The following is a 25,879-nucleotide window of genomic DNA, read 5'->3' as shown; positions in this document are numbered from 1 at the left end:
CTTGACAGTGAAAGTTGGTTATCGCTAGCGAGTAGTTTTGGAAAAGACTACCAAGGCGCGGTAGGCTCGTTAGATGAATTAGCCGCATTTGCAGCGCATACCGGTAAGCGTTGGATTGCCAGTAAAAACGAATTACGACGAAATATGCATTAATTTATTGCTCTTTTTCTTTCTTAATAAGCTATTAGCGAAAGCTAAAATATTTACCTGTCTAAAGCACTATAAAATCTATTTTATACTCAGAAATTTCTCTTCAACTTTCACCTGTTGACGAGAATCTACAGTTTTTTGACCATATTCCACTCAACTGTGTGCATCATTAACTCATTATCTAATTGTAAAAGTTATTGGCTGTCTAGCATTGTTTGCTTTCTAGCATTGTTTGCTTCAGTGAGTTTAAGACTTTAGCCGACTCAATTGCACACAGGAATAATAGTTTTTGGTTAAATAATAAAATTATTACTGAGCAAAAAGTTTTAAGGATGGAGGATGTACAAATGACCGCTGACTTATTAATAGGGATGATTAGCGGTATCAAAACGAAGAAACTAATTAAAAAATCTTATGAGATTTTTGAAAAAGAATTCAATGAAGATGTCGATTTATTATCAGAGCATTTTGAAAATATACTCAGTCTCATTACTAAGATATTCAATGGTAATCTAAGTAAACGTGAATTTAGAAGAAATCATGTTTTCTATTCACTGTTCATGTCGTTATATCATCAACAATATGGTGTCAGTAACATTCCACATCAAAGAGCAGAAATAAAAGATAGTGACATACCTAAAATATCTCAGAAACTAGAGCGAGTTGATTATATTTTTTCAGAGGATGATAAAAATAATTTAAATGAAGCAGATGTCCAATTCTTAACAGATTGTAGAAGAGCCACAACAGATACGGCTGTAAGAATTCGACGAAGTGAATACTTGTTAGATTTAATGGTGTAGATTGATATGACATTAATTACTTCGTTAGTAGAGTTTCGTCAAAATGTCACCAAAGTTAATAGTTATATTGAACTTGCTTATGAACAGGATAGTTCTTCAAATAACTTAAGAACAGGTGAAGAAATCGAATTCTTAGTTACATCTGCTTTTTTGAAGCTCTTTATAGCTTGGGAAAGTTTTTTAGAAAAATCATTTATTTCTTACTTAACTGGTGAAGAAAGTTTAGATGGTAATCAATTGGTTAGATATGCTTCTCCTGTCGATGAAAAGCATGCTCATAGGATATTGATTGGTACCCAGAATTATGTAGCTTGGTCAAATAATGAAATTGTTAATAAAATAGCTGGCCTCTACTTTGAAAATTCTGAACCTTATTTGACCGCGCTAAATTCAATTTCCAGAGATTTGTCCGATTTACGAGTGATTAGAAACGCATCGGCTCATATAAGCTCATCGACTCAAACAAAACTAGATGCGGTTGCATCTAGGGTTTTAGGAACGCCAATATCAAATATTGGGGTGTCAGATCTTGTGACTCGAATTTCGCCTGAAGATAATACGAAAACAATATTGCAGATGTATCAACTTAAGCTAGATATTTCAGCTGAAAACATTGCTCATAACCGCACTTAACAAGATAATTGGACTCCCCGTACCAATCAGATAAGCTGAAACGGCATGAAAGATCTGGACAACCATCTATTTGAATAATTGCCATCGTTAAACTATCTTTTATAAGTGCATGTTTTTGTATTTAGGAGGTAGTTTATTATGACTCAATCTCGCCAATCTCAAGTATCATTATCTGATACACCTTATTACCACTGTATTTCGCGTTGTGTTCGCAGAGCTTACTTGTGTGGTTAAGATAAATACACTGAAAAATCCTTTGGACATCGCCGTCAGTGGGTTGTTGAGCGAATGCATTACCTCGCTTCCCTTTTTAATATTAATATCTGTGCTTACGCTATCATGTCCAACCATTATCACCTCGTATTGCACATAGATGAGCAACATAATGAAAGCTTAACGCATGAGGAAGTTTGTGAGCGTTGGTGTCAGCTCTATTCAAAACCTGTATTAGTTGAGCGTTGGCAATCCGAGCAAATGGAAAAAGTTGTGGACCGCCATTAATTAAAACCAACCATATCAATAAGCTAATAAACAGCAATACTGCTTGCGGCTACGCTCCCCCGCTATAAAGCTTTATTAAGTGATTAAAAAGAGTCTAAATCTTCAGCTATTAGATAGTTTCCATTATAACTTCTTTTAAATTCTTCATTAAAATCCAATTTTTTAGTACCAAAGTATAATATATGGTTAAGTACTAATAGTTTTGGTTTTATTTTTCTTGCAATATCACCAAGTTGTTTTGTTGATGTATGGGCTTTTGAATGATAAGTGATCCAATCTTGACTTCTTTTAAATAAACCAACCAAGCTGTAAACTTCATGGATCAGTATATCAGCTCCTTCATAATTTTTAATAACCTCTTCATCATAAGTGGTATCGCCGGAAAGCACGATTACTCGATCAGGAGTGGTAAACTTATAACCTAAAGCGTGTCCATCTGCCCAATCACCATGTCTAACATTGAAAGCTTCTACTGTAACAAATTCATCTTTGTACACTTCTCCTTCTTTTTTAATTATGGTGACATTTGCTTTATAGCCATTTTTATTAGCTGGTTGTGCTCCATTTAATCGATGTTTGATATCAGTTTGGTATGCATTCAGAATTCCTTCTACTAAAGTTTCAGTATTAGGAGGTCCAAATATATCTAAAGGTACTTTACGTCCTAATGTCCAAGGAGTAAGTAATAACTCAGCAATACCCATTGTATGATCAGAGTCTAAATGAGTTAAAAATGCTTTTTTTATGAAGGTAGGGCGAATAGTATCGCTTGGAAAGTATTTAAAGCCTTTATTCTTAGCTGCATCCATTTGTCTCATGAGGCCAGGACCGAAATCAACTAAATATACATTTCCTTTAACAATGATTGCTATAGATTGCCCCCTATGTTCAGCATCATTAAATGGCGTACCTGTTCCTAACATAATAACTTGAGTTATATCAGATTGTTTTAATTCGGCTTTTAATGGTAAAGAAAATAATATTATTATAAAAATAAATAAGTTTTTCATTGTTATCCCTAATGGTTAATAGAATGTATTTACATTGAAAGATCAAATTAATATATTATTATATTTATATAAAAATTGTCTCGACGTTCCTTTTGAAGTTACTTAACGCGTTAACTATAGTCAATGGCGAAAGTAAAATACCTTGACGGGTGTTTAGTTTTAGATAATTTTTGACACGTAATAGTAAATACTAATGTTCAGACGTAATGGTATATAAGAAGATAACGATATTAATAAATATATGTGGAGAAATGATGCGCCATCATCGCCCGGTAATTCAAGTATTCCAGTAGATGGCTAAGGGTGCCGCTGGTGAGTGCCATTCGGATCTTGTTTTTTGCCTTTTAAAAAAACTTTTAAACAAAATCCCAAGAAAAACGATGCTCGATGTGGCTACAGCTCCCCCACCGTAAAGCTTTCCCAAGCGATAAGTGACTTTCAGCAACAGCAAACAGGACGTTTGCTGTAAGTTCATTAAGCACATGGAAGTGCTGTATGAGCTGGTGCGTTAAGAAAGGCAATTAGCGTTTGGATAAGAAAGTGCTCCGGTGGCCAGTTTCTTTGCATCCTTTCTTTTCTGGTAAAAGAAAGGATGTCGCCGACAGGGCGAAAACACTGCAAATAAATAGCTAGCTGTCAGGATGAGCGCAGACGAATCAACATTAAACGATTAAAACCGAGCTTTCCCAATTTATCTAACCTCTAGAACCACACCACGCAGCTCCGCACAGGGCGGTTTACCTTATGATGAATAGTGAATATTAATCCACAAATCCTTTAATGATATCAAACCTTGTCTGGCTAAAAACGCATTACTGATCGCTACATTGATCCCTTTGGTTTTCGAACTACGTCAAGGTCCTTTGCTGGTACTTTTTATAAGCCCACTGGCACAGGAAATAGCTAAACGTTCACTGACACCCAGTTTGATCAATGATCTCACTTTCGTCCGTGGCTTTCGCCATTGTCGCCGCACTTGTTGATGAAAAATACATTCGCAGTCGGCGGTGGATCCAATGGTCAAGCTCAATCGTTAATTGGTAGCCCTTGGCAATTAGAAAATAATTTCCCCATCCTCGTAAATACAGATTGAGTTTGTGGATCTGTTTTCGTATTGCAATCCCACAGTTTCGATTGGTCAGTATCCGCACTTTCTCTTTAAATGTTTTTAAAGTCTTAGCGTGGATCTGCAACCCTCTACTTTAAGAGATTAAGGTTTAGCATCAAAAATGGGAACAAGTGCTTGTATCATTGTTTCGGCGGTGGCTAGTTTTTGTTGTTTAGATTCCCCTTTATCGATGGGGCCATCAACAAACAAATGTGCTAAACCATGAACAGACGACCAGGCTAATAATTCCTGGGGGCTGAAACTATGAGGATCTTCATCTGCAATTGTCGCTGCAAAACCTCCTTGTAAATGACAACTCAATTTTTTTGTCGCCATAATGTAGGCATGATCGTTGGTATAGGTTGTTTCTTCTCGCCACATCGCACGAAAAAAAGCAGGCTTATCGAGCGCAAACCCAATATAAGCAAGTCCTACCGCAGTGAATGCATTAGACCCATCTTTTAAGGCTTGAGTTTGAGCTAATACCATCAATTCTGATAATTGCAATAAAGCCTTTGTTGCAAATGCAGTGAGTAGGGCGCGTTTATCTGCATAATGTCTGAAGGCAGATGAAGGAGAAACCCCCACTATTTTTGCACAACCTCTTAATGTAACGGCTTCTAATCCAAATTTAGTCGCGAGCTCATCAACCGCTTCTAAAAGTGATTCTGCTAGGTTTCCGTGATGATAAGGTTTTTTTTCTGACTTCATTTTTTATTCTCTAATCTAGATTTAGTTAAAACTTAAATAAATCACACTAACTATGTGAACACTGTAAACTTTATTGCATTATATGTTGAAATATTCTACAAAGTACGTATATTATTATGTGAACAACGTTTACATTTGTCAACTAAAGCTTAAACAGAGAGGTAATCATTATGACATCATCAAGTCAGTCTAATCATTCACGTAAAGGTAGCTGTAATAAAGGTAACTGGTCAGGCATGAATGTTGCCGTAATGGTTATCGGCTTTGTATTATTTTGGCCTGTTGGATTATTGTTATTGTATTGGAATATTTCTGGTCGAAATGTAAAAGACTTACCTAGCGCAATTCAAGAAAAATGGTCAGAAATATCCAGTGGATCATTTTTTGGTATTACAAAAAGTAAAGACTCGAAGGATGAAAATGAGATCTTTGACGAATACCAACAAACACAATATGACCGCATCAAAGAACTGAAAGAAGAAATCAAAAATCGTGCTCGTAGCTTTAGGAACTTTCGTGCTAATGCGAAACGCCGTGCAGATGAGTCTGAGTTTAAAGACTTTATGTCTTCTGACAGATCAAAAGATGGAAAATAAGAATTGCTATTATAGCTCCACAGATTATTGAGTGTAATCTGTGGTTAGTTATTAATGGGTCTAGGCTAATAACTAAAGCATTAACCATCTACATTTAAATTAACCGTTAATACACACGTTCCTGTGTATCGGGGTCAAAAAACACTACCTTTGACATATCTAACAATAATGGCATTAATTTATCGACTTTGCTTTCTGCAGTTGGGTGGATACGACAAACCGTTTTTACACCATTTATTCTCACTGTCACTAGGGTATCTGGGCCTGTTGGTTCTATAAGTTCGACATCACAATTCAACATGGCGCTATCGGGTTTTTCTTCACCTTGCTGAGTAATTTGCTCTGGTCGAATACCCAAAATAACAGATTTGCCAGCATATGCTTCTAATCCTTTAATACTCTGTTTAATTGGCACCTTCACTTTCTCATTACCGCTTTCAAGAGTTATTTGTATAGTTGGCATATCACCATCCACTTTTTCAGCCTGACAAGGGATGAAATTCATTGAAGGGCTTCCCATGAAGCTGGCAATAAATTGATTACGCGGATTGTCATAAATTTCTTGTGGTGGTCCAAATTGCTGTATTTCACCATCTTTCATCACTGCGATAACATCACCCAATGTCATGGCTTCAATTTGATCATGAGTAACATAAACAATGGTGGTTCCTTCTCGCTGATGTAATTCTTTAATTTCACCTCGCATCTCAACACGTAATTTAGCATCAAGATTTGATAGCGGTTCGTCAAATAAGAAAATCGAAGGATCGCGGGCTAAGGCTCTGCCCATTGCAACACGTTGCCGTTGGCCACCAGAAAGTTGCTTAGGTTTTCTGTCCAGTAATGATTCTATTTGTAATAACTTTGATACTTTTTCTACAATCTTTTTTTGTTCTGATTTTTCCGTCTTACGAATGGTTAAACCAAATTCAATATTCTGACGAACGGTCATATTTGGATAGAGCGCATAGGATTGAAATACCATCGCAATATCACGGTCTTTTGGATCTAAGTGCGTGACGTCTCTATCTCCAATAAAAATATTGCCATTACTAACAGGCTCTAAACCGGCAATCATATTAAGCAGGGTAGATTTACCACAGCCAGATGGACCCACTAAAATCAAAAACTGACCCGGTTGTATCTCTAAATCAATGCCCTTGAGTACTTTGACTTTTCCATAGATTTTTTCAATATTCTGTATTTTTAAAGCGTGCATATAATGTCCCTTAACCTTTAACAGCGCCTGCTGTGAGTCCTTTAACGAAATACTTGCCGGCAACGATATACACGAACAAGGTAGGTAGTGCTGCAATAATGGCAGCTGCCATATCTACGTTATATTCTTTAACACCCGTACTCGTATTGACCAGATTATTCAGTGCAACTGTAATGGGTTGTGAATCTCCTGATGAATAAACTACGCCAAATAAGAAGTCATTCCATATTTGTGTAAACTGCCAAATCACCGATACAACAATGATCGGTATTGAAAGAGGTAGAATAATACGGTGGAAAATCATCCAAAATCCAGCACCATCAATACGCGCGGCATTGACTAATTCTGAAGGAATACTGATGTAATAATTACGGAAAAATAATGTAGTAAATGCCAGACCATAAATGATGTGTACCATGATCAAGCCAGAGGTGGTTCCTGCAAGCCCAAGAAAGCCTAGCATGCGCGCCATTGGCAATAGGACAACCTGAAATGGGATCATCGTACCAATCAGTAACATGCCAAAAAATAGAGTACTACCACGAAACTTCCATTTGGTCAGTACATATCCATTTAATGCACCTATTACCGTAGAGATGATGACGGCAGGGACTACGATCAATACTGAGTTCCAGAAGTATCCTTTCAAGCCCTCACAAGTTACTCCTGTACAGGCAGAACCCCATGCTTTATCCCACGAATCGAAGTTCAAAGCCTGTGGCATTGATAATAGGGTGCCTGAACGGATTTCGTCCAAGTCTTTAAGCGAAGTGATCACCATAACTACGAGAGGCAATAAATATATAAGGGCGGCAAAGCCTAGAATACTATAAATCAAAACTCTTTTAATGTTCATTATTTTTCTCCCTTAGCTCCGAATACAGATACGGGACGATAATGGTAATAACCGCCATTAACATCATCATAGAAGCTGCTGAACCCAGTCCGATTTGTCCACGAGTAAAGGAAAAGGTGTACATAAAGGTAGCAGGCACATCGGTCGCGAATCCGGGGCCTCCTCCTGTTAAGGCAATAATGAGGTCGAAGCTCTTAATTGCAATATGGGTCAGTATTATAAATGCACTGAAAAATACTGGGCGTAACCCTGGAATAATTATTTTTCGATAGATAAGTGGCATTGAAGCACCATCAACCTTAGCTGCTTTAATTATATTGTCATCAACGCCTCGTAAACCAGCAAGGCATAGTGCCATAACGAAACCTGATGATTGCCAGACACCAGCGATAACCACGGTATAAATGGCCATATCCGTGTTGACTAACCAATCAAAAGTGAATGATTCAAATCCCATTTCGCGCACTAATCGTTGGATCCCCAGTTCAGGATTCAATATCCATTTCCAGGCCGTACCGGTAACAATAAAAGACAGTGCCATCGGGTATAAATAGATAGTTCGAATAGCGCCTTCCGCACGAATTTTCTGATCCAGAAAAATCGCCATAAACAATCCAAGCACTAAGCAAATTACAATGAATAAAACACCGAATATAAATAGGTTTTCAGCGGCTACCCACCAACGATCATTGGCAAACAGCTTTTCATACTGAAGAAATCCTGCCCAATTATATTTTGGCAACATACGGGATGAGCTAAAGGATAACCAAGCATTCATCAACATAAAGCCATAGATAAAAATCACTGCCACAACAAAAGTTGGCGCTACGACTAATTTTGGTAATAATTCCCCTAGCGATTGACGGGGAGCGCTGGATTTATTCATAAGAAGATCGATCCTCTTAAATAGCTAAATGATATAGCTAAAATGAAAGCCGGATACCAACTAGAAATAGCTGATATCCGGATGAACTAAAGGGTTAAACTTTATTGAGCGGCTGCGACTGCTTTTACTAGTTTTGCAGCTGCGGCTTCTGCCGTTATTGAATCTGAGTTGTAAAACTCAGTAATGGTGTCGAAGATTGCACCTTGAGTAGAAGAGAACGTAGACATACCGTGCGCCATACTAGGTAATAAGGTGTTTGCTTTAGCAGTTCTGACAAAGTCTTTTGCTGATATTTTTGCACAGTCATCAAACTTATCCATAGGTAGGTTTAAACGAGCAGGAATTGAGCCTTTATTCAGGTTGAATATCTCCTGAAAAGCAGGACTTAGTATAGTACTCGCTAAATCGTTTTGGCCTTTTTGTAGTTCTTTGTCATCCACTTCAAACATAACAAAACTGTCGATATTAAAGGTGTAATCATTGGTTGTACCTGGTGCAGCTACACATAGATAGTCTTTACCCGGCATTTTACCCGCAGCAGTGAATTCACCTTTTGCCCAATCACCCATGAATTGCATACCCGCTTCGCCATTAATCACCATGGCTGTCGCTAGATTCCAGTCACGTCCTGGTGAGCCCGCATCGGTGTAGTCTTTGATTTTATGAAAAACTTTTAACGCCTTAATCATGGTAGGGCTATTCAATGATTTAGGATCTAAGTCAATGAATGCTTTGTTATAAAATTCTGCACCAGCGGTACCTAATACAACTGTTTCAAACGTTGTTGCGTCTTGCCAAGGCTGTCCGCCATGGGCAACAGCTGTCATGCCCGCTGCTTTAATTTTGTCTGCCGCAACAAAGAACTCATCCCACGTTGTTGGTACAGTCGCACCCGCTTTTTCAAACACTTCTGGGTTTGTCCACATCCAGTTTACACGGTGGACATTGACTGGAACGGCTACATATTCACCTTTATATTTCATTGTGTTCGAAACAACGGTAGGTAACAGATTGTCCCAATCTTCTGTTTTAGCTAGGTCATCAAGGTCAGCCAATACGCCTTCTTCACCCCACTCTTGAATACTTGGGCCTTTGATTTGGGCAGCTACAGGAGGATTACCAGAAACGACACGAGATTTTAACACCGTCATGGCACTTTCACCGCCACCGCCAGCAACAGCAAAGTCTTTCCATACATGGCCTTTCGCTTCTAACATTGTTTTCAGCTCTGCAATAGATTTTGCTTCACCGCCAGAAGTCCACCAATGCAATACTTCTACTTCTGCAGCTTGCGCTGCCACTGAAAGACCGAGTGCTAATGAAACACCTAGAACCACTTTTGAAATTTTCATATGACTTCCCTTATCAAAGAAACCTGATAGCCGTAATGCTGATCAGACTAAAAATTTAGCGAATAGCCGTTATTTTTTAATGCTAAATAATGTAATTTACGTTGTAAAATAAGTGCTTTAACAACTATTTAAAATAGTCGGCTAATCAAAAGACTATAACCGAAAACTAAAATGTGTGGTGATTAAACAAACAAGAGTTGTGATATTGATGTTAATAATATCTAGCTAGTATTTGCTTTGAAATATGGAAATTTAACAATGGAAAGTGGGGGCCTGTCTTTCATTTTGAATTGATGAATGGCAGTGGAGTAGTTGGCATTGTATGGCCGGAAAACAAGCTTCTCTATACGGGTTAGCAGTGGATGCGCTGTTAAAATGCTCTGTTGCGATGATAAGAGCCATAACTCTGGTGGAATAAAATGAAATAAATCAGTGCTTATTTTAAAGTACATTATTCGTTAGCAAGTAGATTATACCTGCGGGTAAAACATAACATAATTTAAAAGGAAAGATATGAAGCTTAAAAACACCTTAAAAATACCTTTAAAATCACTCCTTAAAGATCATCAATGAAGCCAGCTTAAAAGAGAAGAAAACCACAGCCTTATCATTAAAAAGTAGATTAATTATATATTTCAATTAAAATGGTTTAGACTGTAATATTCAGCATTAACAAAGCACTACGTGGATATTTTTAATATAAAACAATCAGTAATATCTAATCGTTTTATTTAAATTGTTATCCATAGGGTTTAAAATAAGTGCTAGCTCATCACAATATATATCATTAAGTTCAATTTAAGGCTCTCCTAAAAGTACTAATATGAAGCAGATTATTTTATGTCGGGTGATTACACATAGTAAAAACTCAACATAACTTGAGTCTGTGGTCTGGATATTCATAGCATGCGAATGAAGCTTTATACTTATAAATGTAGGTAATTATAATGAAAAAATTTACACAAAGTCGCCGAGACTTCCTAAAAACAATGGTTATTGCTGGCGTGAGCGTTTCATTTGCATCACTTACTAGAGCCGCTTCTGGTAGAGAACAAAACTATTTATACAAACCTAATCAACCATGGGCGGAAGGCAATCAAGCTAAGCATCGCGTAGATGCGATTCAAAAAGTAACGGGGCAAAAAGTTTTTGCTCGTGATTTTAGAGCTAAAGACTTTACAAACTGGCCTGATAACCAATGGCATGGTTACATCGTTTGTGCGACGCAAGCAGATCATATATTCAAAGATATCAATTTAAGTTTCTTAGAAAAGCCGCCAACAAAAATCATATTGTCAGAAGATTTAATAGAAAATGATATCTATTTACCTGAGTTTCATGGTGAAGATATGTTACTACCAAAAGGTAAAACACCTCATTTCATCGGTCACCCTGTCGCTATTTTATTATTTGATCAATTTGATGATTTTAACGCTGCGAAATCACGTTTAGACTTTAACCCTAATCTAGTTGAGTACGGTGATAAAACTCCACTTTATAAACGTAATCCTTATGCATCGTGGCGAGTTATTAGAGTTGCAGGGGATAAAACTGAAGGTGTCGATATCTACTCGCCTTTTAAAGATGGGCTATTTTTTCCTGCTTATCAATTAAGACAACCTAAATGGCCTACAACCAAAAATGTGAATGGAAGTTTAAGTGAAAGAGGTATGTTTTATGCTGATAAAATAGCCGAAGATATGGCGAATCCAGATTTGCATGTAGTTGATAGACATTACCAAACACAAATTATTGACCCAATGATGCTAGAACCTGAAGCGGCTAATATTTGGTACGATGATAAAGAAAAAACGCTTCATGGAGCGGTTACCTGTCAAGACCCAACTGATTTTACTGAAATGGCCGTGCATATGGTTAAAGCCTCTAAGCAAGGTAAAGAAACTAAAAACTTAGTGCTTTATTCTGGATTTGTAGGTGGAGGGTTTGGCGCAAAAGATCATTCAGTATTTCCTTTCTATGCGTTAACTGCGAGTTTATTTTCAGATGGCAACCCTATCCGTATTGCAAATGACCGATACCAGCAATTTCAATCAGGCTTAAAACGTCATCCATTTAAGATCCATAACCAATTAGCTATCAATAAAAAAACATTGAAGATTGAATCGTTAACATCTAAATCAGAAGTTGATGGTGGTGGCCGAGAAAACTTTTCAGCAAGTGTTGCCTCTGCTGGTATGTCAGCCATGCAAGGTATATTTAATATTCCTAAAAGTGATTTACAAGCGACCGCTTTCCAATCTCGTAATGTAGCCTCTGGTTCAATGCGGGGTTATGGATCCGTTCAATGTATGCCTGTGATTGACTTGATGATCACTCAAGCAGCAGCTGAACTAGATGTGGACCCATTTGAAATTCGCCGAAAAAATCTATTAAAAACTAATGATCTTAATACGCAAGGTGCCCAAATAGATGGTGAACTCCGATACTTAGAAATATTAGATAAAGCGGAAAAACACCCTGTTTGGCAACAAAGATTTACTAACAAAAAAAGCTTTGAAGCAATCAACCCTGATAAATTATTTGGCGTAGGTTATTCACTATTATCAAAAAACTATGGCACTGGTAATGTTGGACCAAATTCGGCCGTTAATATTACAGCTGACGGCGAAATAATTCTTGAAATAGAATACATGGAAATGGGTTCTGGAGCTCAGACAAGCCAAGGCTTATTGACACATGATTTTTTTGGCCAAGCAGCTGGGGAAGTGAAGATAGCCGTTACCGAAACATGGAAAGCATTACAACTGTATGAAACAGATAACCCATATATTATCAGCCAAGAAAAACAAGATAAAATGTCTAAAGATCCTCTATGGACACCAGTTAAGCATATGGCAAGTAGTGCTTCAGACTCAGCGACCTTCCAGACAGAAGCAACAAAAGGTGCATGTAATATAGTTTATTTGTACGGTATTTTGCCTGCTGCGCGTTTACTATGGAAACTAGATACCAAATCTGATTTAAGCAATGCTAAATGGCGTGATGGCAAATTAACATTTGAAGATAATAAACCATTATCACTGAGAGTATTAGCTAAAAAGGCACATGAGAAAGGCTTAGTAACAGGCTCTGTTGCTCATACCGTTAATCGCTGGTCTTGGACTGAAGCTGAATTCGAGATTGAAGGTGATAAACGGATTCACTCATTAGACGCAGTAGCCGTTCGTTACGGCAATGGCGCAACAACTTCTAAAAAACAATCCATGGATGATCTCGGATATCATTTAATTAAACGAAATTGGGTTAAATACCCAAGTACCAGATATAACAATGCCATGGTGACTTATTACGCACCTTGTGATTGCCTCATCGAATTAGTAATCAGTAAACATACTGGCAAGGTTGAAATATTGAGTACTCACAGTGTACTTGACGCAGGACCGGTTATTTCTAAACCTATCGTTGACGGTCAAATTCAAGGAGGGCTAGTCATGGGATTAGGGCATGTGTTACACGAATACTTACCTTCATTTGAAGAAGGTGCTGGTAACGGTACATGGAACCTTAATCGTTATCACGTGCCGATGGCAAGGGATGTAAACGTTTGGACAATGACCTCTGAAATTCTACCTACATCAGATAAAACAGCGCGCCCTAAAGGCATTGCAGAAGTCGTCATGATGCCTGTTGTCTCAGCAGTTCAAGATGCTATATTTCATGCAACAGGACAACGATTCGATCAAACGCCAATTACCGCAGAACAAATTAAAAAGAGATTAAACGGATGAATTATAACGAAGTAGAATTTACCTTAAATGGCAAAAAAGTAGGTCCAACAAAAGTACCAGAAGGTACGATGATGATTGCCTTTTTACATGAATATTTAAATTTAACCGGCACTAAATTTGGTTGTGGAGCTGGTATTTGTCATGCCTGTGTAATTTTAGAAAAAACGATGACAGGGCATAACACTCATAGGACTTGTATTACTGGTGCTGCAGCCTTCAACGGCATGGAATTAACGACAGTGGAAGGGCATGCTCGGATTGATGTTAAAACACAAGAACTAGCACTGCATCCAGTACAGCAAGCCTTCATTGAAAACTTTTCTTTTCAGTGTGGTTGGTGCACTTCTGGGTTTGTTAATGAAGCCGTTGGTTATTACGAAGAATTAAAGAAAACGCCAATTGCAAAAGAACAGCTACGAGAGTCTATTGAAGCATCATTAGGGGAACATGTCTGCCGGTGCACCGGTTATGTGAAATATTATGAGGCAATGGAAACATTAATTCTTTCGCAACCTGAACTCATTAAGTAGGCGATTATGAAAAAAATTATCAGTGTCAGTTTTATTGTCATACTCGCCGCTTTACTTCTGTTTGTCTATTACGGGAGTGGACAACATGTTGAAGTTGCTGCAGAAAAAAAATCTGCATTGACATTAGAACAGAAAATAACACGGGGTAAAGCAGTTGCTTATGAAGGTGACTGTCTAGCTTGTCACACCACAGAAGGCGGTGCAGATTATACTGGGGGATTAGAATTCGAGACACCTTTTGGCCCACTGTATTCGACCAATATAACGCAGGATGAACAATATGGTATCGGAAATTATACCCGTGAAGATTTTTATCATGCCGTAAAATATGGTTATTCTAAAAACAGCGGTAACTTGTACCCTGCGATGCCTTACACATCTTATCGTAAATTAAGTGATGAAGACATGGATGCACTGTGGGCTTATATGAAAACTATCACCGGTATTCCAGCTGAAAATATAAACAATGATATTATGTTTCCTGCAAATATTCGTTTTACATTAGGCACTTGGAATCAAATGTTTTTTGATGACACTGATTTTAAAGCGGATACAAGCAAGAGTGAACAATGGAATGAAGGAAAATATTTAGTTGAGGCTTCAGGTCATTGTGGTGAGTGTCATACCCCAAGAAATTTATTATTCGCTATGAAAACAGATCAAGCATTACAAGGCCAAATCATTGAAGGTTGGAATGCAGTTGCTATCACCCCAGAAGCGCTAAAGAAAAATGGTTGGACATTAAGCTCTTTAACCGATTTTTTTGCAACAGGTAACTCTGACCAAGGTACAACGTTTGCAGGTATGAAGTTGGTTATTCAAGAAAGTTTAAGCCATTTAACGCCAGCACAACGTTTAGCAATGTCTGTATATCTATTGGATATGGAACCAGAGGAGGTAGATGCTTTACTCACATCATCTAGGGTTTATTTATCTGCTCAACAAAAGTCAGACAAAGGCTATAAAACTTATGCCGCGTATTGCTCTGGCTGTCATGGAGCCGATGGTTTAGGAAAACCCAATGCAGTAGTCGCATTGAATAAGAACTCCATCTTCAATGACAATTCTGCTTTTAATGCTATTGCAGTGGTCCTTCGAGGTCTTCCAAAACAGCAAGAAAGTTTAGTAAAAGGGTCTGTAGCAATGACCTCTTTTACAGATAGTATCTCAGATCAGGATGTTGCTAATTTAGTTAATTTTGCGAATACAACATGGGGTAATAAAATCAGTTCTGACGTCACCGCATCAAAAGTAAAAGAAGTGAGAGAACAATTAAATGAAGATGGTTATTTAAATCATATGGGAGTACAAGTGCATAATTAACCCCATTATTAAACTCACCTAATATTCTCCCTCTCTGTTGTACGAGGGGGAGAAGTTCCCAAAAAAATGTCGCCAAGATTTTCATTGTTCATCTGAATCTAAGTATGGATTATTTAAGCTAGATTTGTAGTATTCACTATTAATTATAGGGCTAGGGGATGAGTCGTCAGTTGAGGTTAGAATTTTCAGGTGCGTATTATCATATCATCTTTATTATTCATCATCAGCTGGTAATGAAAGACAGGCTATTTACCTAGAAGAAAGTGATTTCGAAAGATTCCTCATTTATTACTATTATTTGTTCGCAAATGTTTCATGTAGTCGTTGCTTTGCTTAATCACTTTCAATAACAATAAACTTCCACGGTTGTGTATTAACGGATGAAGTAGTCATATTTAGCGCTTCTGTGATCACAGCCATATTATAAGCAGAGATACGCTTGCTTGGGTCATATTTTTTGTTGAATAGCGGCGGTTAAGATCTTATAGGATTGGATGAACCATTTTTTACTTCAAATATTTTTATAAAAAATAAACGATAACTCACGGCGAGTTTGAAACTGGCCGTGAGTAATTAAATAGTTTACTCGAGGAGCCTATACATAATTATGGGTTAAGGATCATGTTTTGCATAAACATCATGCTAAAGTTTTCTTTTGCATTTAAGCTCGCATTACGTACTTTTGGTGCCCAACGTTCAACAAATTTTGCAGCACATAACTCAGCGGCGAGATCAATCCCTTCTCTGTAGTTCCACCACTCGGAACCATCTTTATAGCGAAGTCCAGCTTCTTTCATCGTTGCATGGAAGCCATCCGATTTAACCACTTCCCACATGATATTTTGCATATCTGCGATTAAATCTCTGTATTGTTCTAGATCTTCGTGTGTCGCAACTATTTTTTCATGTCCGGTAATGACAAATTCAAAATCAGGGTAATCATCTAACAATATTTGTGGGATTTTCCAAGTCATCATAGGATCGCTTGCTTCACCAAAATGGATCCAAGGAGCTGATTTCGCGTGGAATGTATCCGTAGCAAATAGGATTTTTTGTTTAGGTGCATAAACAACGGCATCATCATGAGAATGCCAGTTTCGGCTATAGTTTTTAAATTCTAAGCGCAGTCCACCGGTTTCAAGTACATACTCATCATCCCAGACAAGATTTGGCATTGGACGCATATTTGCTCTTTCCGCCGGTAAATCTTCATGGGCAATTTTTAAGAATTCTTCTGTTTCACGTTGTGCAATGATTTTGGCATCTTTTGCCATTAGGACTGATTCAACATAAAGGTGCATACCTTCAGCGTGATCTCTATGATGATGGGAGTAGATTACATGAGTGATTTTTTTATCTGTTAGCTTGGGAATGAGATCTAATACACCTGGTGTTAGTTCTGGTCTTGCATCATAAACGACCACACCAATATCGGTAATAAAAAAGACCATGCTATCGAACTCATTATGAATATAGTAAGCATTGTCGGCAACCTTGTAGTAGTTGTATCCTCGCTCTGGTATGGACGTATATACGTAATCTATTGAATTATATTTTGTTTTTACCGCTTCTATATCAAATTTATCCGAGGCTTGTACATTTCCGCATAATGAAGAGAGGGCGACAATAGCGCATGCACCTAGTACATTATGCATACGTCTCGGTAACAATATTTTTAACAACCTTTTTGATGATTTTTTTGGCAATTTTTTTGCTATTTTTTTTGATAATGTCATTGTTCATACTCCTTTGTATTACTCGATGATTGGCATCACTAAAAAGTAAAAGCCTCTCAACAGGTATGTTTCATTCAGGAGTATATTTTCTGCCTTGGCACTGGTTCTATAAAGAGACTGAACGCATATTTTCTGGCACTTTCCGCGGTTCAATAATATAGTTTATCGATGTGAGAAAAAATTAAGTTTTTGCTTGGGATCTATTCTGGTGAGATTTGATATTTATTCCTAACTTGCTGTCTAAAAGCAATAGGGCTCATACCTGTTTCGCGTTTAAAAAAACGACCAAAGTAGGAAGCATCTTCGAAGTTCAAACAATAACCAATTTCAGCAACAGTGACATTACTATGAGCAAGTAGTCGTTTCGCTTCAACAATAAGTTGTTGACGGATAATACTGCCCGGCGCAGATCCCGTAATAGCTTTTACCGTGTCTTTAAGATGGCTGGTAGTAATCCCCATTTTTTTTGCATAATCATGAACCCCATGTTCTGTAATAAAATATTCAGATACTAATTGCTTAAATTGGCGAACCAAAGATGATGAGGTTACAGAGCCCATTTCGGGATGGTCAATGAGATATAATCGATGGATTTTAGTAAGCAAGATATGTAGATAAGCACGTAACACAGAAATACTTCTGGCATTTTCGTGATGAAATTCCTGCTCAATGTCGGCAAATAATCCATTAAACACACTCAATTTTTCATCTGCAACAGAAAGCCAAGGACTATCAGTCGTATCATTAAAAATGCAAAAGTCCTGAGATCGGATAATATTAGAAGATGAAAAACCTAGAAACTCCTCGGTAAAAAGAAGGGCATAGCCTTTTAAAGGTTTTATCAGTTGCCAAAAATGAACTTGATCTTTTGATAGGAAAAAAAACATCGGTGGTTTAATTTGGTATGGCACAAAATCAATAATATGAATCCCTTCACCTTCGCTGATATATAACACTTCATAACAATCATGACGGTGAGGATAATTAACCACGCCAACGCCACTCATTAACTCAAATCTTGTTACTAAGAAAGGTAATTTTGGGTCCAGTAATGGGTGTGATTGTTCGAGAGCACGTTGAACTTTATCAAACGCTTCAGTGTAAGAATGTGAGGGTATATCTAGACGTTTTTTCATGAACAACCATCTTTTCGAAGAGTACACAATAAAAGCTATATTAATACAAACAGACACTATGCTCAAAAGCTTAGGACTGATTATGTACTGGTTACCCTTTATATTTTGCAAGCAGGGACTTGCGAGTTGCTTTTGTTCATTTTGGCTAACAATTTTTTATACTCTTTTCACCTGTACTCTTTTTGTCCACTTCTTATTTTACCAGCAAATAAATTAGCCGCTTAGGTTGAAAATATAGCTAACTGTTCATACTCTCACTTGGGTAAGTAAGGCCGCCATATTTTTTGCCATAATTTTATCATTATTTATGGCCGCTTAATTAAATTGTTTGGTGAAATTATTTGGATAAATTGTTGATTGCAATCGCAATGTGCTTATCTGTAGACTCACTATATAAACCATTTTTACTCTAATTCTTAGTTTATTTTGTTGGTGAAAGTAGGGATAACAATCACGATAGCTAGTTAAGTTACTTGAATAACATTGGGGCAAGGTGAGTCGAGTTAGCCTAATATTAACGTTTATCAAAGAAAGTATTTATTTTCTCCTGTAAATAGTCGTAACAGCATGAACGTTTAGCATAAATTGTAATTTAAAGTACTGTACTGAAGAGGAATCTATGAGAGTCACTAACCATAATTATAAAAACTTAGCTGATTTAAAACAAAATTTAGATTTATCCCATGTCGATTCTAAAAATACATTAATGCAAGTTTTCAGTGGCTTGGTGACAGAAAGTGAAGTGAGACAAATTCAATCCATTATTAATGAAAAATGCAGTGGTATTACATTTATTGGTACAACGACGGCAGGAGAGATCCATAACGGACAAGTTTTTAAAAATACCATCTCGATTTCTATTATGGAGTTTGAATTCACAGGCTTTAATTCTTATTATTTTCACCATGATGATGATTATGAGCTTGGCAGAAATATCGCAAAGACAAGTTTTAAGAATGATACAAAAGTTGCCATCATCTTTATTGATGGGCTGCTAACCAATGGAAGTGAAGTTGTTGATGGCATCTCCTCAATCAATTCTAACATTCCTATCGCTGGTGGTATGGCGGCAGAAAATGGGGCGTTAAAAAACACGTTTTTATTTAATAATGAAGGTGTATACCGCAAAGGCGCTGTTGTCGTTTCCCTTAATAGCGACGTTTTAAAAGTATTTACTGATTACCAATTAAATTGGCAACCTATTGGTAAGTTTATGACGGTGACGAAGGCTGATAAGAATCATCTTTACGAAATAGATAATATTTCAGTGAGTGATATTTACAAAAAATATTTAGGTGATGCAGTTGGCGATGGATTACCGCATTCTGCAACCGAGTTTCCTTTATTAAAAATTGAAGATGATGGTATGGAAGTATGTAGAGTCTTTACCCATAAATTTGAAGAAGATGGATCGCTTCTATCAATTGGAAACTTACAGGTCGGCGACAAAGTTAGGCTGGCGTTTGGGAATGTTAATTTAATTCTTCAAAGAGCAAGAAAAAATATTCAAGAATATTCTCTTTTACAATTTGAAGCTATTTTCACCTATAGCTGTGCGTCAAGAATTGCTTTTTTACAATCTGATATTGTGCAGGAGTTAGAGCCTCTGAATTGTGTTGCACCTATTGCTGGTTTTTTTACTTTCGGTGAAATTTTTCATAAGCACGGTAAAAACAATTTTCTTAATATTAGCCTGACAATACTCGGGCTGTCTGAAAATACTAATCAACAGATCATACATACTGTGCAAAAAAATACAGTTAAAAATGAAGAGAAGAATGTTTTTAAAAACAAACATTTTATCGTGTTGGATGCGCTCACTAATTTATCGAATACTGTGATTGACGAATTAAATAATGCCAATAAAAAACTTGAAGAAGCACAAAATAAACTCACAGAACAGGCTAATCATGATTACCTTACTAATTTGTATAATAGAAGGTATTTTAATGAAGTTGCACAGGGCTTTTTACAAGTTGCTAAAAGAGAGAGTAATAATTTTAGTGTCCTTATGCTAGATATCGATAAATTTAAAGGTATTAATGATAGCTACGGGCACCTCATCGGTGATGAAGTCATTAAAGTATTATCCGCAATATTAATAGACAACACGCGAGCTGCTGATATTGTTTCAAGGTTCGGTGGTGAGGAGTTTGCAATCTTATTACCCTCCACTGATAGCACAGGCGCATTGGCAATAGCTGAGAAGTTAAGGCGTGTAGTTGAAAATAATACGATAAATATTGAAATATATAATATAAAATTTACTATCAGTATAGGCATATCGAGCACTAACTATCGCGATGATAATCATATAAGTGAAGCATTAAATAGAGCGGATAAGGCGCTTTATGAAGCTAAAGAAAATGGGAGAAATAGAACAGTTGTATTTTCAAATAAAGTTTTTTCAGATAGTTAATCGATTGACTCTGGAAATCACTTATAAAACCTAACTACTCATATTCAAGCATCTGTGCTCAAGCTCCTTTATTCAAGTACTTTTAAGCATGCCTAATTCATTTGCTGAGCATGTTACTTAGTTTATTAGCCTAGACCGCTGCATCTTGCACCGCTAAAGCTCCTTGTAGCCGACACGTTCTATATGAGGTAATGATGAACAAAGAAAACATGATGCTTGGAATGGAAGCGCTTAGTCTTATTGATGAAGATATTAAACAGGCGTATACAGAGATTGGGTTACCTGCAGAGAGAAGCAGCCCAGAGGGTTTTAAAACTTTCCTTTCTACCATCATTAGCCAACAATTATCGACGAAGGTGGCTATGGTCATTAAAGATCGCGTTGTTGCTTTGGTAGAGGATCTCACTCCTGAAAGCCTTCTTAATATTCCGGATCAGAGCCTTCGAGATGCGGGGTTATCTTGGCGTAAGGTTGAATATGCCAAAGGCCTAGCTGAAGCGATCGCAACGAATCGGTTTGATATAGATAATTTGGGTAAGCTGAGCGATGATGATGCGATTAAAGCAATCACCGAAATTAAGGGGGTTGGCCGCTGGAGTGCGGAAATATACCTCATGTTTTCTTTAGATAGAAAAGATGTGTTTCCGGCTGACGATTTAGGTTTATTAGTGGCCTTGAAACATCTCAAAGGGTTACCTGAAAAACCAACGGCAAAACAAGCACGTGAAATTGTAAAGCATTGGTCACCTTGGCAAAGTGCGGGGGCTCTTTTCCTTTGGCAGTATTATCATCAACTTAACTTACCTAAAAAAGTCTAAGCTAAAAAACCTTAAGTTAAAAATCCTAATATTTTATTGAGCATCTACTGTTTGAACATCTACCGAACAGTCAATTTATCACCGACTCTGATTACTAATCCCTTTGCTTATTGCGTTTTAACTCTGTTAAACGAGTTGTTCCTTGCCAGAGCAATGCGCTTTCAAATTACATTCAGTGAACTTTCAGTTTTTCTAAAGTAAACCTTAAGTTTCAAGGGATACGATATCTGCATTATTTAATTGAGTAGATATGTTAATGAAAAAAATGAATCCAATGACTCTCCAGCTTGGGTCAATAAAAGTACTTCAAGCTGCCTCATCTATTACCTATTTTATCATTTATATCAATGTTTTAGTTTTGTTTATGGTTGCGCTGTTGTTAGCCGTTATTGCTTGGCTTTGTGCTTCCATACATTTGTCGTTAAAACCATTTTTTGTGTCTTTATCACATTGTTTAAGCTCTTTTTTTAGATCTGAGTTTCCTTCTATTACCTCTCAAATATGTTGTTTTAAAAAGAAATAAATCGCTTTAACTGAGCTGATTTAAATCCTTGAAATCAGTTCATTAAGGTTAACTACTGTTTTGAAAAAATGATGTTTCAATTCCACTCAATATAATTAAGAGAAATAAATGCAACGTTTAAAAGTAAAATTAGGCCCAATTTATCCTATTGTGATCACCAGCTTAGTTATATTGCTGATCTTTACTGTGTCACGTTTAGGTTTGTCTATTTGGCAGTTCGATAGAGTGAGCGAAGCCGACGGATGGTTACGTGTTCTTAGTAGTGGTCTTAGAATAGATATTGCCTCAATTAGTTATCTATTTGTATTACCTGCATTATTGATGAGCTTACTATCAGGTAAACATTTAATGGGGAGGATCTGTATTTGGGGGCTGAGAGGTTGGATCACTTTTGGACTTTGGTTGATTGTTTATATGGAAGTGGTCACGCCTGCTTTTATCATTGAATATGATCTTCGCCCTAATCGTTTATTTATAGAGTATTTGATTTACCCAAAAGAAGTCTTAGCAATGCTTTGGGGCGGATATAAAATTGAACTATTGATCGGATTATTAGCCTCCATTACAGCGCTAACCTTAGGTTGGAAGTTAAGTTGTCGGGTGACTCAGGGGCTTACGGTTACGCAATGGAAATGGCGTCCACTCGTTGCGCTTGTTGTGGTTGCAATAGGAGTGATGGGAGCCCGTTCAACCTTAGGGCACCGTCCATTAAATCCGGCGATGGTAGCATTCTCAAGTGATCCTCTGATTAATGATTTAACTTTAAACTCTTCTTATTCTTTAATGTTTGCTATTAAACAGATGGCCAGTGAACAAAGCGCTGAAGATTTTTATCCTCGTATTGGGCCTGACACTATTATTTCAGAAGTACGAGATTCAATGAATATAGAACAATCTGCTTTTGTTACGGAGGGGAAAGTAACAGATGCTAAGCCGACGTTGGCAAATCATAGGGCAACGTACCAGGGTAAACCCAAAAATATTGTCATATTATTGTTAGAAAGCCACGGTGCACGATATGTTAAAAGTCTTGGGGGTCAGGATTTATCACCTAATTTAGATAAGCTTTATCAACAAGGGTGGGGGTTTGAGCGTATTTATGCCAGTGGTACTCGTTCAGTGCGTGGTATTGAAGCGGTAACTACAGGTTTTTCTCCAACGCCTGCTCGCTCTGTGGTTAAGCTAGGTAAAAGCCAAACTAACTTTTTTAGTATTGCTGACTTATTAAAAGAGAAGCAATACCACACTCAATTTATTTACGGCGGAGAAAGTCATTTTGATAATATGAAAAGCTTTTTTCTAGGCAATGGTTTTGCTGATATGCAAGATCTTGCGACTTTTAAATCACCGGCGTTTATTGGTTCTTGGGGGGCTTGCGATGAAGATCTATACGATAAAGCCGACCAGCAGTTTACTGCATTATCTGCGCAACATAAGCCATTTTTCAGTTTGGTATTTTCTTCTTCAAACCATAGTCCTTATGATTTCCCTGATGATAAAATTACGTTGTTTAATGAGCCTAAACAAACTGTTGAAAACGCAGTTAAATATGCAGATTATGCGTTAGGTAAATTTGTTGAAAAAGCAAAAAATTCAACCTATTGGAACAATACAGTATTTGTGGTGGTTGCCGACCACGATAATAGAGCGGGTGGAGCGTTGAATGTGCCCATTGGACACTTTAAAATTCCTGCTGTTATTTTTGGAGGTGGTATCGAGCATCGTGCTGATAACCGTTTAGTAAGTCAGTTAGATTTGCTGCCTACTTTATTATCATTAGCGGGTATTGATAGTCAGAATCCGATCATTGGACATGACTTAACACAACAAGTGCCTATTGAAAAACAACGAGCAATGATGCAACGCGGTCAAGATTTTGCTTGGATGACAGAAGATAATCAGGTAGTTGTTTTTAGTCCTGGCAAAGCAGCAAGTTCTTACTTATATGATCCTGAGTTAGATTTTTTGAGTGAAAAGCCGATACTGCAATCCATCATTAGGCGTGCCCATGCTAATGCGATGTGGGGAAGTTTAGCCTTTAAAAATGACTATTATACGGCACAAAAAAGTTACCTTATTAGTAATCAGTAAAGCACCTCAAAATAGCTTAGCTAGTAATGAAAGCTGCGAGGCTGTTTGTAGTTTAAAGTTTGTTGGCCATAAAATGGTCTATTTACTCTAAGAAGTTTTGTGTCACCAATAATATGCATTTTATGGGAAATAATAAAGACAAGAGACAATGGTTACTCACTATTTTGGGGTACTGACTATTTGGTGTAGTGCAATTTTCGAGTAATACAATAAAGTGCAGTATCGATCTAGCTGTTCGCAAGTTTTACAAATAGCCAGTAATTCGTTGTAAAATGGTTGGCAAATTGTACTTTGGGTTTCTTTTATACCGCTTATTGTAGCTGTCATTACATTAGCCCTAATAAGAATGAAGCGTACGCAAAGCGAGCAGTTACCATCACAAAAATGAGTGAATTCCTATCAAGGATTACCATAGTAAAGTGGTGGTAAGTATATTCATTACGATTACCCGGAGAATCTGTATACCTTAAGGCCTAAGTAGCAGTTTTTCCGGTGCTTTAAAGTTTATATTTATTTGTAAAATCTAGTTATTTAAATAGGTAATCAGTGAACCTTCAGTTTATCTAAAGCAAATCTTCAGTTTCAGGCAATAAAATATTTACACAATTTAATTATGTGAGTATTTTAATGAAAATTCAGTCTTTTATTTACCTTAAAAACATTGCAACAAAAACGCCACGTTATTTTAGTTTTTTGTTCTACTTTATATGTTTTATCAATCTATTAGTGTCTTTAACTGGTGATAATTTTATCACTCATTATCAGTTAGTTTCATTACTGCATTCTTATTTTTCTTAACGTTCAATGGTTGCGGTAAGCACTGCCTTAAGTAAGTCTTGAAAGTTGATTAAGTGATCATCTTTGCTACCTTTATTTAGGTATCACTGAATGCCATGAGTGAGAGGGGTATTAAGTAATACTTATCTCAAAAAAAGAAGTTATTGGTGTGACAAAGAGGTTATTGGTGTGACTTGGCTAATAATATAAACAATATTTTTACATTGTTCTGCATTATTATGTTTATTCAGTTGTTCGATCATAAATGAGAGTTTTTCACGGGCTACTTATCTTTTATTACTTGAATTCAAGAATATGATCTCATCTGCAGAAAATGAAAACCTAATGCTATTAACTATCAATATGTTAATCTTTTTCATATTAAGCTGTGTCGTTCGTTTTGCTTCCTCAACAATGCTTATACATTTAGACGATATTAAATAGGATTTAAAATGCTCAAATCAATTCATCATGCCGCTATTATTTGTTCGGATTATGCTGTTTCTAAACGTTTCTATACTGAGATTCTAAAATTACAAATAGTAGCTGAAAATTATCGAGAACAACGTGACTCCTATAAACTTGATTTGCAATTACCCGATGGTGGGCAAATAGAACTGTTTTCTTTTAATAATGCGCCACAACGTCTAAGTTATCCTGAAGCATTAGGGCTCAGACATTTAGCCTTTAGTGTCGATTCAGTAGAGTCTGTTAAAGCTTATTTAATTGCTGCTGGTATTGAGGTCGAGCCGGTTAGGGTTGATGAATATACCAATAGAAAATATACTTTTTTCAGTGATCCCGATGGGTTACCGTTAGAAATTTATGAATAAAGTATTATTTATGGCTGATGATTTCTTATAATTAGTATCCTTTTTTAAGGAGTGATCAATTTATCGAAGTCACTACCCCAGATTAATCAATAAATTAGGTAAAAAATAGGTTAAGCCAA

Annotated in this window: 20 protein-coding genes and 1 pseudogene; 11 read left to right on the top strand and 10 right to left on the bottom strand. The window is 36.9% G+C overall.

The features are described from left to right. Positions 1 to 497: 497 nt before the first annotated feature. The 3 genes from MT391_RS05320 to MT391_RS05310 all read left to right on the top strand — a co-directional run bounded on the left by MT391_RS05320 (position 498) and on the right by MT391_RS05310 (position 2,087). Complete coding sequence (locus MT391_RS05320) at positions 498 to 953, top strand: hypothetical protein (RefSeq protein WP_499497142.1); 456 nt, start codon at positions 498 to 500, stop codon at positions 951 to 953. 6 nt (positions 954 to 959) lie between these two features. Further along, positions 960 to 1,586: a hypothetical protein gene (locus tag MT391_RS05315; protein ID WP_499497141.1), complete on the top strand. Its 627-nt coding sequence runs from the start codon at positions 960 to 962 to the stop codon at positions 1,584 to 1,586. Positions 1,587 to 1,874: 288 nt separating this feature from the next. Continuing rightward, the gene (locus tag MT391_RS05310) at positions 1,875 to 2,087 is read left to right on the top strand and encodes a hypothetical protein (RefSeq protein WP_499497140.1); all 213 of its coding nucleotides are present in this window, start codon (positions 1,875 to 1,877) and stop codon (positions 2,085 to 2,087) included. 83 nt (positions 2,088 to 2,170) lie between these two features. Here MT391_RS05310 and MT391_RS05305 read toward each other — a convergent pair whose 3' ends face one another. The 3 genes from MT391_RS05305 to MT391_RS05295 form a co-directional block, all read right to left on the bottom strand. Continuing rightward, the gene (locus MT391_RS05305; protein ID WP_499497139.1) at positions 2,171 to 3,097 is read right to left on the bottom strand and encodes an MBL fold metallo-hydrolase; all 927 of its coding nucleotides are present in this window, start codon (positions 3,095 to 3,097) and stop codon (positions 2,171 to 2,173) included. Positions 3,098 to 4,008: 911 nt separating this feature from the next. After that, positions 4,009 to 4,290, bottom strand: a complete 282-nt coding sequence (locus tag MT391_RS05300) for a group II intron maturase-specific domain-containing protein (RefSeq protein WP_499497138.1) — start codon at positions 4,288 to 4,290, stop codon at positions 4,009 to 4,011. Positions 4,291 to 4,307: 17 nt separating this feature from the next. Continuing rightward, a complete protein-coding gene (locus MT391_RS05295) occupies positions 4,308 to 4,916 on the bottom strand; it encodes a TetR/AcrR family transcriptional regulator (RefSeq protein ID WP_499497137.1) in 609 nt (202 codons plus the stop codon). Positions 4,917 to 5,086: 170 nt separating this feature from the next. Here MT391_RS05295 and MT391_RS05290 point away from each other — a divergent pair, with 170 nt between their 5' ends. Next, positions 5,087 to 5,512 carry a DUF2852 domain-containing protein gene (locus tag MT391_RS05290; RefSeq protein ID WP_499497136.1) on the top strand — a complete coding sequence of 142 codons (426 nt, stop codon included), beginning with the start codon at positions 5,087 to 5,089 and terminating at the stop codon, positions 5,510 to 5,512. 106 nt (positions 5,513 to 5,618) lie between these two features. Here the strand turns inward: MT391_RS05290 and MT391_RS05285 are convergent, their stop codons facing one another. The 4 genes from MT391_RS05285 to MT391_RS05270 all read right to left on the bottom strand — a co-directional run bounded on the left by MT391_RS05285 (position 5,619) and on the right by MT391_RS05270 (position 9,825). Beyond that, positions 5,619 to 6,731: an ABC transporter ATP-binding protein gene (locus tag MT391_RS05285; protein WP_499497135.1), complete on the bottom strand. Its 1,113-nt coding sequence runs from the start codon at positions 6,729 to 6,731 to the stop codon at positions 5,619 to 5,621. Positions 6,732 to 6,741: 10 nt separating this feature from the next. Continuing rightward, positions 6,742 to 7,587 carry a carbohydrate ABC transporter permease gene (locus MT391_RS05280; RefSeq protein WP_299664708.1) on the bottom strand — a complete coding sequence of 282 codons (846 nt, stop codon included), beginning with the start codon at positions 7,585 to 7,587 and terminating at the stop codon, positions 6,742 to 6,744. Then, complete coding sequence (locus tag MT391_RS05275; RefSeq protein ID WP_499440096.1) at positions 7,577 to 8,473, bottom strand: carbohydrate ABC transporter permease; 897 nt, start codon at positions 8,471 to 8,473, stop codon at positions 7,577 to 7,579. Before MT391_RS05275 ends, MT391_RS05280 begins: the two co-directional genes overlap by 11 nt. Before the next feature lie 101 nt (positions 8,474 to 8,574). Next, on the bottom strand, positions 8,575 to 9,825 hold the full coding sequence (locus tag MT391_RS05270) for an ABC transporter substrate-binding protein (RefSeq protein ID WP_166369039.1): 1,251 nt from the start codon (positions 9,823 to 9,825) through the stop codon (positions 8,575 to 8,577). A 947-nt stretch (positions 9,826 to 10,772) separates the two neighbouring features. On the opposite strand from MT391_RS05270, the gene MT391_RS05265 reads away from it, so the two are divergent. Genes MT391_RS05265 through MT391_RS05255 form a run of 3 tightly spaced genes read left to right on the top strand, consistent with a single transcriptional unit; the run spans position 10,773 to position 15,427 of the window. Further along, positions 10,773 to 13,574 (top strand): xanthine dehydrogenase family protein molybdopterin-binding subunit, encoded by a 2,802-nt coding sequence (locus MT391_RS05265; RefSeq protein WP_499497134.1) that lies wholly within the window; start codon positions 10,773 to 10,775, stop codon positions 13,572 to 13,574. After that, positions 13,571 to 14,104, top strand: a complete 534-nt coding sequence (locus tag MT391_RS05260; protein ID WP_499440099.1) for a (2Fe-2S)-binding protein — start codon at positions 13,571 to 13,573, stop codon at positions 14,102 to 14,104. Before MT391_RS05265 ends, MT391_RS05260 begins: the two co-directional genes overlap by 4 nt. A gap of 6 nt (positions 14,105 to 14,110) precedes the next feature. Beyond that, entirely contained in the window at positions 14,111 to 15,427 is a 1,317-nt protein-coding gene (locus tag MT391_RS05255) for a c-type cytochrome (RefSeq protein ID WP_499497133.1), read from the top strand. Positions 15,428 to 15,763: 336 nt separating this feature from the next. Here the strand turns inward: MT391_RS05255 and MT391_RS05250 are convergent. The 3 genes and pseudogenes from MT391_RS05250 to MT391_RS05240 all read right to left on the bottom strand — a co-directional run. Further along, positions 15,764 to 15,930 (bottom strand): annotated as a pseudogene (locus MT391_RS05250) (nitroreductase family protein); the annotation flags it as partial. A 102-nt stretch (positions 15,931 to 16,032) separates the two neighbouring features. Beyond that, positions 16,033 to 17,163, bottom strand: a complete 1,131-nt coding sequence (locus MT391_RS05245; protein ID WP_499497132.1) for an MBL fold metallo-hydrolase — start codon at positions 17,161 to 17,163, stop codon at positions 16,033 to 16,035. A 200-nt stretch (positions 17,164 to 17,363) separates the two neighbouring features. Then, on the bottom strand, positions 17,364 to 18,299 hold the full coding sequence (locus MT391_RS05240) for a helix-turn-helix domain-containing protein (RefSeq protein ID WP_499497131.1): 936 nt from the start codon (positions 18,297 to 18,299) through the stop codon (positions 17,364 to 17,366). Between the two features lie 619 nt (positions 18,300 to 18,918). On the opposite strand from MT391_RS05240, the gene MT391_RS05235 reads away from it, so the two are divergent. The 4 genes from MT391_RS05235 to gloA2 all read left to right on the top strand — a co-directional run bounded on the left by MT391_RS05235 (position 18,919) and on the right by gloA2 (position 25,760). Further along, positions 18,919 to 20,718 (top strand): sensor domain-containing diguanylate cyclase, encoded by a 1,800-nt coding sequence (locus tag MT391_RS05235; RefSeq protein ID WP_499497130.1) that lies wholly within the window; start codon positions 18,919 to 18,921, stop codon positions 20,716 to 20,718. A gap of 191 nt (positions 20,719 to 20,909) precedes the next feature. Further along, positions 20,910 to 21,536, top strand: coding sequence for a DNA-3-methyladenine glycosylase family protein (locus tag MT391_RS05230; RefSeq protein ID WP_499497129.1), 627 nt, complete (start codon positions 20,910 to 20,912; stop codon positions 21,534 to 21,536). Positions 21,537 to 22,167: 631 nt separating this feature from the next. After that, positions 22,168 to 24,150 (top strand): LTA synthase family protein, encoded by a 1,983-nt coding sequence (locus MT391_RS05225; RefSeq protein ID WP_499497128.1) that lies wholly within the window; start codon positions 22,168 to 22,170, stop codon positions 24,148 to 24,150. Positions 24,151 to 25,379: 1,229 nt separating this feature from the next. Continuing rightward, positions 25,380 to 25,760, top strand: a complete 381-nt coding sequence (gene gloA2, locus MT391_RS05220) for an SMU1112c/YaeR family gloxylase I-like metalloprotein (protein ID WP_166369051.1) — start codon at positions 25,380 to 25,382, stop codon at positions 25,758 to 25,760. Positions 25,761 to 25,879: the final 119 nt, after the last annotated feature.

It is taken from the genome of Vibrio sp. 1-Bac 57, assembly GCF_037546855.1.
Taxonomy (GTDB): Bacteria; Pseudomonadota; Gammaproteobacteria; order Enterobacterales; family Psychromonadaceae; genus Psychromonas.
Note: the sequence above shows the minus strand (reverse complement) of the source record. Positions and strands in the feature narration are given on the sequence as shown.

Coding starts and splice junctions, on each gene's coding strand:
- MT391_RS05260 (WP_499440099.1), top strand. CDS start 13,571: ATGAATTATAACGAAGTAGAATTTACCTTAAATGGCAAAAAAGTAGGT.
- MT391_RS05310 (WP_499497140.1), top strand. CDS start 1,875: ATGCATTACCTCGCTTCCCTTTTTAATATTAATATCTGTGCTTACGCT.
- MT391_RS05270 (WP_166369039.1), bottom strand. CDS start 9,825: ATGAAAATTTCAAAAGTGGTTCTAGGTGTTTCATTAGCACTCGGTCTT.
- gloA2 (WP_166369051.1), top strand. CDS start 25,380: ATGCTCAAATCAATTCATCATGCCGCTATTATTTGTTCGGATTATGCT.
- MT391_RS05275 (WP_499440096.1), bottom strand. CDS start 8,473: ATGAATAAATCCAGCGCTCCCCGTCAATCGCTAGGGGAATTATTACCA.
- MT391_RS05225 (WP_499497128.1), top strand. CDS start 22,168: ATGCAACGTTTAAAAGTAAAATTAGGCCCAATTTATCCTATTGTGATC.
- MT391_RS05295 (WP_499497137.1), bottom strand. CDS start 4,916: ATGAAGTCAGAAAAAAAACCTTATCATCACGGAAACCTAGCAGAATCA.
- MT391_RS05230 (WP_499497129.1), top strand. CDS start 20,910: ATGATGAACAAAGAAAACATGATGCTTGGAATGGAAGCGCTTAGTCTT.
- MT391_RS05255 (WP_499497133.1), top strand. CDS start 14,111: ATGAAAAAAATTATCAGTGTCAGTTTTATTGTCATACTCGCCGCTTTA.
- MT391_RS05245 (WP_499497132.1), bottom strand. CDS start 17,163: ATGACATTATCAAAAAAAATAGCAAAAAAATTGCCAAAAAAATCATCA.
- MT391_RS05305 (WP_499497139.1), bottom strand. CDS start 3,097: ATGAAAAACTTATTTATTTTTATAATAATATTATTTTCTTTACCATTA.
- MT391_RS05240 (WP_499497131.1), bottom strand. CDS start 18,299: ATGAAAAAACGTCTAGATATACCCTCACATTCTTACACTGAAGCGTTT.
- MT391_RS05320 (WP_499497142.1), top strand. CDS start 498: ATGACCGCTGACTTATTAATAGGGATGATTAGCGGTATCAAAACGAAG.
- MT391_RS05290 (WP_499497136.1), top strand. CDS start 5,087: ATGACATCATCAAGTCAGTCTAATCATTCACGTAAAGGTAGCTGTAAT.
- MT391_RS05285 (WP_499497135.1), bottom strand. CDS start 6,731: ATGCACGCTTTAAAAATACAGAATATTGAAAAAATCTATGGAAAAGTC.
- MT391_RS05315 (WP_499497141.1), top strand. CDS start 960: ATGACATTAATTACTTCGTTAGTAGAGTTTCGTCAAAATGTCACCAAA.
- MT391_RS05235 (WP_499497130.1), top strand. CDS start 18,919: ATGAGAGTCACTAACCATAATTATAAAAACTTAGCTGATTTAAAACAA.
- MT391_RS05265 (WP_499497134.1), top strand. CDS start 10,773: ATGAAAAAATTTACACAAAGTCGCCGAGACTTCCTAAAAACAATGGTT.
- MT391_RS05280 (WP_299664708.1), bottom strand. CDS start 7,587: ATGAACATTAAAAGAGTTTTGATTTATAGTATTCTAGGCTTTGCCGCC.